This is a genomic window from Roseiarcus sp. (assembly GCF_052145395.1).
Taxonomy (GTDB): domain Bacteria; phylum Pseudomonadota; class Alphaproteobacteria; order Rhizobiales; family Beijerinckiaceae; genus Roseiarcus.
Window position 1 is genome coordinate 1 of the sequence record NZ_JBKQOT010000522.1, and the last position, 7,772, is coordinate 7,772.

9 protein-coding genes and 1 pseudogene are annotated in these 7,772 nt (G+C 64.7%); 4 read left to right on the plus strand and 6 right to left on the minus strand.

Annotated features, from left to right (window positions below; all coding sequences use genetic code 11):
- Window positions 1–500: PEP-CTERM sorting domain-containing protein (locus ACLP25_RS17975; protein ID WP_442470541.1), on the plus strand; the 500-nt coding region annotated here is incomplete at its 5' end.
- Between the two features lie 338 nt (window positions 501–838).
- On the opposite strand, the gene ACLP25_RS17980 is transcribed toward ACLP25_RS17975, so the two are convergent.
- The 4 genes and pseudogenes from ACLP25_RS17980 to ACLP25_RS17995 all read right to left on the minus strand — a co-directional run.
- Window positions 839–1,291 (minus strand): mannan-binding lectin, encoded by a 453-nt coding sequence (locus ACLP25_RS17980; protein ID WP_442470542.1) that lies wholly within the window; start codon window positions 1,289–1,291, stop codon window positions 839–841.
- The gene (locus ACLP25_RS17985) at window positions 1,288–2,001 is read right to left on the minus strand and encodes a hypothetical protein (RefSeq protein ID WP_442470543.1); all 714 of its coding nucleotides are present in this window, start codon (window positions 1,999–2,001) and stop codon (window positions 1,288–1,290) included. Before ACLP25_RS17985 ends, ACLP25_RS17980 begins: the two co-directional genes overlap by 4 nt.
- A gap of 65 nt (window positions 2,002–2,066) precedes the next feature.
- On the minus strand, window positions 2,067–2,423 hold the full coding sequence (locus ACLP25_RS17990) for a hypothetical protein (RefSeq protein ID WP_442470544.1): 357 nt from the start codon (window positions 2,421–2,423) through the stop codon (window positions 2,067–2,069).
- Window positions 2,420–2,749: pseudogene (locus ACLP25_RS17995) on the minus strand (tannase/feruloyl esterase family alpha/beta hydrolase); the annotation flags it as partial. The pseudogene ACLP25_RS17995 and the gene ACLP25_RS17990, both read right to left, overlap by 4 nt.
- A 717-nt stretch (window positions 2,750–3,466) precedes the next feature.
- On the opposite strand from ACLP25_RS17995, the gene ACLP25_RS18000 reads away from it, so the two are divergent.
- The gene (locus tag ACLP25_RS18000) at window positions 3,467–3,886 is read left to right on the plus strand and encodes a hypothetical protein (RefSeq protein ID WP_442470545.1); all 420 of its coding nucleotides are present in this window, start codon (window positions 3,467–3,469) and stop codon (window positions 3,884–3,886) included.
- An 80-nt stretch (window positions 3,887–3,966) separates the two neighbouring features.
- On the opposite strand, the gene ACLP25_RS18005 is transcribed toward ACLP25_RS18000, so the two are convergent.
- Entirely contained in the window at window positions 3,967–4,980 is a 1,014-nt protein-coding gene (locus ACLP25_RS18005) for an aromatic ring-hydroxylating dioxygenase subunit alpha (RefSeq protein ID WP_442470546.1), read from the minus strand.
- 123 nt (window positions 4,981–5,103) lie between these two features.
- On the opposite strand from ACLP25_RS18005, the gene clpS reads away from it, so the two are divergent.
- Together clpS and ACLP25_RS18015 are read left to right on the plus strand one after the other, a co-directional pair.
- Window positions 5,104–5,409 (plus strand): ATP-dependent Clp protease adapter ClpS, encoded by a 306-nt coding sequence (gene clpS / locus ACLP25_RS18010; RefSeq protein ID WP_442470547.1) that lies wholly within the window; start codon window positions 5,104–5,106, stop codon window positions 5,407–5,409.
- The gene (locus ACLP25_RS18015) at window positions 5,406–6,437 is read left to right on the plus strand and encodes an aldo/keto reductase (RefSeq protein WP_442470548.1); all 1,032 of its coding nucleotides are present in this window, start codon (window positions 5,406–5,408) and stop codon (window positions 6,435–6,437) included. Before clpS ends, ACLP25_RS18015 begins: the two co-directional genes overlap by 4 nt.
- A 250-nt stretch (window positions 6,438–6,687) precedes the next feature.
- On the opposite strand, the gene ACLP25_RS18020 is transcribed toward ACLP25_RS18015, so the two are convergent.
- The gene (locus tag ACLP25_RS18020) at window positions 6,688–6,834 is read right to left on the minus strand and encodes a DUF2934 domain-containing protein (RefSeq protein ID WP_442470549.1); all 147 of its coding nucleotides are present in this window, start codon (window positions 6,832–6,834) and stop codon (window positions 6,688–6,690) included.
- Window positions 6,835–7,772 lie beyond the last annotated feature (938 nt).

The following is a 7,772-nucleotide window of genomic DNA, read 5'->3' on the forward strand; positions in this document are numbered from 1 at the left end:
TTCCGGAATTTCCGGCGGCCACGCGATCGCGGAACGATCAGTTCGAGGGGAACTCGGACATGAATATCAAGTCATTGGCTCTGGCCCTGGCGCTCGCGCAGGCGGTGGTCGGCGTCGCGCACGCCTCCTCCACGACAATTTTCGAGCTGACCGGTCCGGATGGGGAGACCTCGTTCGATCTGCCCACGATGCCGTCAGTGGACGGATATCAATCAGGTTATGATTTCGCAACGGATGATTACAACTACTACTTCTACAACGCCAGCAACGGCGGCGGTTGGAACAATTACTTCGGCGCGCAGCTGTACACCGGACCGGAAAGCAGCCCGACCTTCGTGACCGGCACCTACTCCATGTACAACGGCGATACCGGAAACACTGACAGCGTGACCCTGTCGGCGGCGCCGGAGCCCGCGACCTGGGCGCTCATGGGTCTCGGTTTCGCCGGCCTCGCCTTCGCCGGCTTCCGCCGGGCGAACGGCGCCCTGGTCGCCGCCTGAGCGGACGTTCTTCAAACCTCTGAAAGACCGCCTTCGCGGCGGTCTTTTTTTGTCGCTTTCGCACGGTCAAGAGAAGCGCAGGATCGGCGCCGCAGCATTTCCCCGCGCCGCTGAACGCGCAGGGATCCCGATCAGCATGGTGGGCCACGGGTTTCGAGGTCAGTTCGGGGCGCCTTCGCGCTCAGGTGCAATTCAGCGTTCCAGCGTTCGCGCCGGTCGCAAGAGGCGGCGCTGCGGCTGTCGCACGGTGACAACCCGCCGTGCGAGACGAATGGAATTGCGACGTCAAAGAGAAAAGCCGTTAGCGGGAGCGCTGGCCAGCCCCTGCTGCCGCCTCGTCACTCGCAGACGCATTTCGCTCTGACCACGCACCGATTTTCCCCACTTGGCGCGAAGCCGCTCTTGCATGACGCCTGCTGGCCGCCGGTACAGGAGATCGCGCAGCCCCCGCACGGGCCCTCCGGGCCGACTTGGCACGCCGACGACGCGCTCTCGGCGGGGGGCGCCCCGGTTCCGCCGCCGCAAATGCATACGGACGCGACGCCGGGCTGTGTCGTCCACCATTGCCCGGACCACGGCGCGCCGACGGACGCGCAGACCGCCGGGCACTTCGCATTGGCGTCGCCGTTGTTCCAGATGGGTCCGGTCTGAAGGATCTGCTGGCTTTGCGCGGCTCCCGCCGCCGAGAGAAGCAAGGCGATGGCCACCGTAACAGTCCTGATCATGATGTTTTCGCCGCTCCTCTTTCGCTCCGGTCTACGCCTGCCGTCAGCATTTCGCCGCCGCCTCATCGCACCGAGAACTGCGAGACCATCCAGTTCGTCCAGCGCTTCAGCGCCCAGGGGATGGAGACAATCGGGACGCACGCCAGCAGCAGAATGACCGTCCGCCACAGAATCTCGGATCCGGACGCGTGGAACTCGACCACGAAGGGGCCGGTGATCCGGCCCACGATCCATCGGAGCATGTTCTTGATCGCCCAGGCCCAGCCGATCACCGATACGACGCCGATGTAGAACAGGACCGTCCAGGCGGCGAGACCGAGGAACGAGCCTTCGAAACCGCAGCGGGCCGTTCCCGCCTTCGAACGGAGGCGCGCGACGAACCATTTCACCAGCCACGCCCAGAGCGCGGCCTCGATCAGCACCGAAACCGCGAGGGCGGCTTTGCTGTCCAGAACGTCGCCCAGTCCGTCTTCCCGCCAGCCGGAGAGGCCCATGGCGACGAACAGCGGCCAGGCGTCGCGCACGTCGGCGTCGAGCGTCAATCCACGCGCGCCCGGCAGGGCGATCCGCTCGGCGATCCATTTGTAGAACCAGACCCCCGCCCAGGGCGCTGCGACCACGGACCACAGGCCGACAGCCGAAACGATCGACCGCCAGACGAGGCCCCAGACTGGAAACGACGGCTCGAGCGCGCCTTCGACCGCGGCGGCGGGCAAGCGCGGCGGCGTGCGCTCGACTTCGGCCCGCGCTTCCTGAGATGAAGACGCGTGGCTCATCAATCGCTCCCCAAGCCGCAACCTCGCGTTTCGCTGTCCGCGTCGTCGGCGCGAAGCTTCGCCGACTACATGCCGAGGATGTTCCGCGCCCCCGAAATCGCTTTCTCGCAGGCCGCCTTGTCGCCCGCCTCGTCGGCCTTGTGCGCTTCAACCATGAACCCGCGCACAGCGTCCAGTTGCGACTCGGAAATGTCGCCGACCTGTGCCTCGGCGCCGGCGATGGTCGCCGGGGTCGGCTGATGGTGCGTGGTGGCGAAGGTCGACTCCGCCGCGGGTTTCCCGCGTCCCGCGATTTCGTCGAGCCGTTTCCCGACCTCCAGGTCGGCCCTGTACAGGTCGTCCGCGCAGGGGCCGGCGCGCGTTGGGGACGAGCCCAGCGCGCCGAGTATCGCGACGAACGCCAGAGCGGTCCGCATGGTCATGGCACACCTCCCACAAAACCTATGGATAATATGCGGCCGGCGAGGCGGAGGCGCAAGCCTGCCCGCGCCGCTACTTCGCCCCTGCGACAAAAAGGCTTCGCCGATCCAGGGACGGATCGGCGGCTCGGTCGAGCGGCCGGCCGCCACGACGCAGCATCGGCCCGGTCGCCTTTGCCGTCGTATTCGGCGACGGCGGGGTAGGGGAAGACCGGCCGCGATCCGCCGTCGCCGGAGAGAACCAGCCTTTTTGGCGCCTTGCCCTCTTCGACCCAGGCCATCAGCGGGGTCAAAATGTCGGTCTTGGTGAAGCCTTCCCCGCCCCGGCAGGGGTAGAGACCGGTTCGACAGGTCGAGCTTGGTCAGGCTTTCGCAGGTCGCCGCGGGGGCAGCCAGCGCGCCGCCTTCGCCACGGGGTCGACGGCGTCGAAGTCGGCACTCGATTTCGTGTTGTGCATTGCCGAAGAGCGTGCTTCGGCGGCCGTACGACGATCCACCGCGTGCGGACTTAGGCGAGCCTGGCGGTGACCAGCCAGGCGTCACCTTCCCCGTAAATCATAGGGCCTCGCGTCGGCAACCATCTGTCCGATAACCCCCCTCGAGTGCTTTGGCTTCACGCCGAAAAGCGCCATGAGGATAGGCGGCAAGGGTTGGGTCTTCCAATGACATTCGAATCTGACCGTGCACGGGCGCTGATGGTGGACGGGGACGATGTGCGAGGAGACGGTCGCCTCGCGGTGAGGCGCAGTCGCTCGCGGTTTTGCGCCTCGGTCTGGACCGGGCTTTGCGGGAGGAATCGGCGGGGTGGGCGCCGTGGCCACGTCATCATCCACGAGATCCGCGACTTGCGGTCCAACTTTCCCGGGTTCCGATTCGCTCGCGGGGCGCCTAATTTCGTTGCTGGAAGGGTCGCTGCGCGGCGCCCCCTGACAGTCCCCATCATGATTGCAGTCGTCGTCGACTGGAAGCGCCGCGACTTCCAAAGGCTGAGACGGACCCGCTGCGTCGCTCTCAACTTTGACTTCGGGGGACGCGCGATCCACGACTTGAGCGGCGGCTGGCTCGGTAGCCTTCACGAGCAGGGACAGCTTGTCGATCTCGGCCTCCGCGGACTCGGCATGAGCCCCGCCCGCGTGGGCGGCCAGGAACGTCTGCCACCCTTCGAGCGTCCCGAGCCGTTTCGCGATCAAAAAGTCAAGGTCCTCGTCAACACGTCTCGGGTCGGTCGAGTCGACGACAATTGCGGTCGCTTCCGGTTTCGCGCGCGCGAAGTTGTTGCTGATGAGAATGTTGATCTCATCAATCCGCGGGAGCTTGGCCACCTGCTCGAGGCCCATTGTCCCGTGGACATACAATCCGATCGCCACGCCCGACGCCAGAACGATACCGTATTTGATAAGCGCACTCATCCGCAGTCTCCGCACTCCCCAGGCGGGTATTTCGCGAAGGGTCCCCCTGCGCGTTAAAGTTGGGAGCATAATTTCATGAATTCATGTCGCGCGTCAACTCGCCTCCAGATTGACCTGCCGAATCCTCCCCCTCGGGGTCAGCTCGGGACCTCGTGCTCGCCGTGCGCTTCGAGCAGCGCATTGAGCCGTTGCCGCATCAGCATCCCCGGCCGGTCGGAGGGCATGTGCATCTCGAGCTTGCGGCTCATGTCGACGATTGCGTCGGGGTCGGTCGATTCCAGCACCTCGCGATCCTCCTCGATGATCGCCCGGTCCCAGGCGCGCAACTCCTCGGTCGAGCAGTCTTCCTCGCGGTCGTTGCGGAAAAGCACCTGGACCAGCCGGATCGAGCCGTCGTCGATCGGCGTCGCAGAGTTGAAGATGACGTGCCTGAGGCCCGACGGATATTCCATGTCCATCGTCCGGCAGAACGGCATGTACCAGGCGTTCCGCATCTTCCGTCTGGTCCACGGCTCGGTCGTCCCCGTCACCCGGTGGGCTTGAGGCGGGTTTTTCACTGGGACGATCGTCTCGGCGACGAAGCCGTAATCCGTCTCGTTGAGCTCATACCTTTCCGGCTTCGGCTGCTCGATGTCGCCGAAGGTGCTCTTGTGGACGAAGGAGAAATGCGAGTTGTCGAACGAATTCTCCATCATGCGCAGCGCCGAGCAACTCCAGCGCTCGTCGAACTGGTGGATGCGGCGGAAGGTCGGATCGCCCTCCTGCGGCAGGTCGGGAATGTCAATCAGCGGCTCGCCGAGGCAGACCCAGACGTAGCCGTAGCGCTCGCGCGCATGAAAGGCCTGGACGCAGGCCTCCGGCACGGCCTGTTCCGGCGGGAACTGCGGAATTCTCGTGAGGCGGCCGGAGCGGTCGTACTCCCAGCCGTGATAGCCGCACACGATGCGCCCGTCCGTGAGCCAGCCCTTGGACAGTTTTGCGGTGCGATGCCGGCAACGGTCCTCGAGCGCCGCGGGCTCGCCGTCGCGTGCGAGAAAGAGCACGATGTCCTCCCCGAGCAGGCGGAAGGGCTGCGGTCCCTCTTTCAGCGCATCGATCGGAAGAGTCGCGTACCAGAAATTGCGCAGAACCTTCTGTCGCGTGTTGAGCATGGCGGACCTTTCTCGAACGGGAGCGCGCCGGGCTTCGCAAGAGTGTCGCCGGCGCGCTTGAAACTCCGGCGCGCCGCATGCGAGGATGCCAGCGACGCATCCAGCCTGCCTCCGGGGGCCACGATGAGCAAGACCGTCACCAGGATTCGGACCAAGACCGAAATGAAGGTCGACCGTCCCCGCCTGCACAAGGTCCTTCTGTTCAACGACGACTATACGCCGCGCGATTTCGTGGTCGAGGTTCTCAAGGCGGTGTTCCGCATGAACGAGTCGCAGGCGCTGAGCGTCATGCTGACTGCGCACAAGAAGGGCGTCTGCGTCGTCGGCGTTTTCGCCAAGGACATCGCCGAGACTAAGGCCGCGCGCGGAACCGAGTACGGCGCCTCGCGCGGCTATCCGCTGCGCTTCGACACGGAGCCTGAGGAATGAGGGCGGCGCCGATCGGCGTCCGCAGGCTCGGGAGGACGGGCGTTTCGGTCAGCGAAATCGGGCTCGGCACGGCGCCGCTCGGCGACGTGTTCGACAAGGTCTGCGACGAGGAGGCGGCGGAGCTGATCGCCGCCGGCTGGGACGGCGGGGTCCGGTATTACGATACGTCACCGTGGTATGGCCGCGGGCAAGCCGAGCATCGGCTCGGCCGGGCGCTGTACCGTCGGGCGCGCGAAGACTACGTCCTGTCGACCAAGATCGGACGGCTGTTGAAGAGGCCCCTGAAACCTGGGCCGTTCGAGCGCGGCCAATGGATCGGCGGGCTCGATTTCGAGACCGTGTTCGACTACGGCTACGACGGCGTGATGCGCTCGTTCGAGGACAGCCTGCAGCGGCTCGGGATCAACCGTGTCGATCTGCTGCTCGTCCACGATCTCGACAGCTTTAGTCACAGACACCAGGCCGCAGTTGACGCCTATTTCAATCAATTGACCGTGAGCGGATGGCGCGCGCTCGCCGAGTTGCGCGATTCCGGCGCGATCAAGGGCATCGGCGCCGGGCTCAACACGACGGGTTCGATTCCGCGCTTCCTCGACGCCTTCGACATGGACTTCTTTTTGCTGGCGATGCGCTACACGCTGCTCGAGACCGACGTGCTGGACGGGGAATTTCCTCGCTGCGCCGAGCGCGGGGTCGGGATTGTGATCGGCGGCGGCTACAACTCCGGCATTCTCGCCACCGGCGCCGTTCCGGGCGCAATGTACAACTACAAGCCCGCCGGCCCGGAAATTCTCGCGCGCGTGGCGAAGATCGAGGCCGTGTGCAAGCGGCACGGCGTTCCGCTCGCCGCCGCGGCGCTGCAGTTTCCGCTCGGCCATCCGATCGTCGCCTCGATCATTCCCGGCGCGATCAAGGTCGGCCAGGTCGAGCGCAACCTTGGGGCGTTCGCCCATCCGATTCCCGCCGCCCTGTGGGCCGAGCTCAAGCACGAGAAGCTGTTGCGAGCCGACGCGCCCACGCCGTCCTGACGTCATTTCCGGTCGGCTGAGATCGATTCCAGCGGTCAAGACCTGACGCGGGAGTCGGCGTAAAGCGGACATTGCAGACCGCGACAGTGGAGGTTGCATTTCTCGCCGCGCTCCGAGCCTTCGGGTCCCTGCGTCAATGGCGATCCGCCTACCGGTCCTGCGCGTCGCGCCGTCAATGCGCCGCCATCCGACCGGCGTGGGCTGTCCCGCTGCGCAGGATCGCGTCAAGCTCGCAGAATGGGCTCCGTGGCTAGACTTGTATTTCTCCCGTCTCCTCCCTGCGTTCGAATTCGAATCTCGCGGCGAACCAGAATTCGTCGCTTCGACAGTTCGGCCTGCCCGCATGATCCCACAGATCATAAGCCAGTTTGCGGGTCACGTTTTCGATGACGTTCATGGGCTGTTTCCTCCAAGTCCTTAGCTCGGGGCGGGCTCCACCGGTCGTCGATGAGCGACAATACAACCCCTCATCGTCCACCTCCCGGTTCAGACCCTTTCCGTCCATTAACCTCATGCATAGTTTGTCAGACTTTGGGTTGATCCCGATCAACCCGACGCGTTCGAAGCGGCAAAATGGCGCCTCGCTGATCGGAAATCTTGGCGGCCGTCGGGCAGATGCTCGACGACGCGCAAGCGCGGGGGCCGAGCTTTTCGCACGCGCTCCTTGGCGCAATCCGGGAAAGATCTTCGCTTTACTGGAAGATTTCTATCCAGTCCCATCCGGCAAGCGCGCGCCACGGCCAACGCCTTTTTGCCATTCTCGATTACGAGGGTCGCTCTGCTTGACATTGAAGAAAGGTCGGATAGGGCGAACGTCGAGAGCGTAGCAGGCTCTCGGTCATTTCGAGAACTGTGTCATCCAGACTTACTTGGCCCTGACCGTTGCGCGCGGTGGTTCGGGTGCAGACGCGACTGGGACGCTTACAGCCAAGGAGACAGGTCGCCAGCCGACCGATGGGGAAGGCTTTACAACGCGATCAAACACTTCAACCAAACACTTCAACGGACGTGTCGAAAGAGCTTTCGAGGAAGGCGGGCCCTCCGCGTATCCCGGAACTGGCCGACCTACTAAGTGACTTGATGAAGAGCGCGCGGCTCGTACCGAGAGCCACTTGAGCCCCAGTTCCCCCGCAAGACTCGTGAGGCCGTAGTTCGCCCTCGCGCGCGCCCAGCGGGGGAATTCACGTCAGCCGTGAAGCTCAGTATTGCGCACTCCTGCCACTCCAGTCGGGCGCCAAGCGTTTGATTTTATCCACCAGCGCCAAGTGTCCAGCAACGCGGTTCGATCCGCCTGTACGAGGCCGTTGACGTCGTTGTCTAGCTGTCCACCCTGGA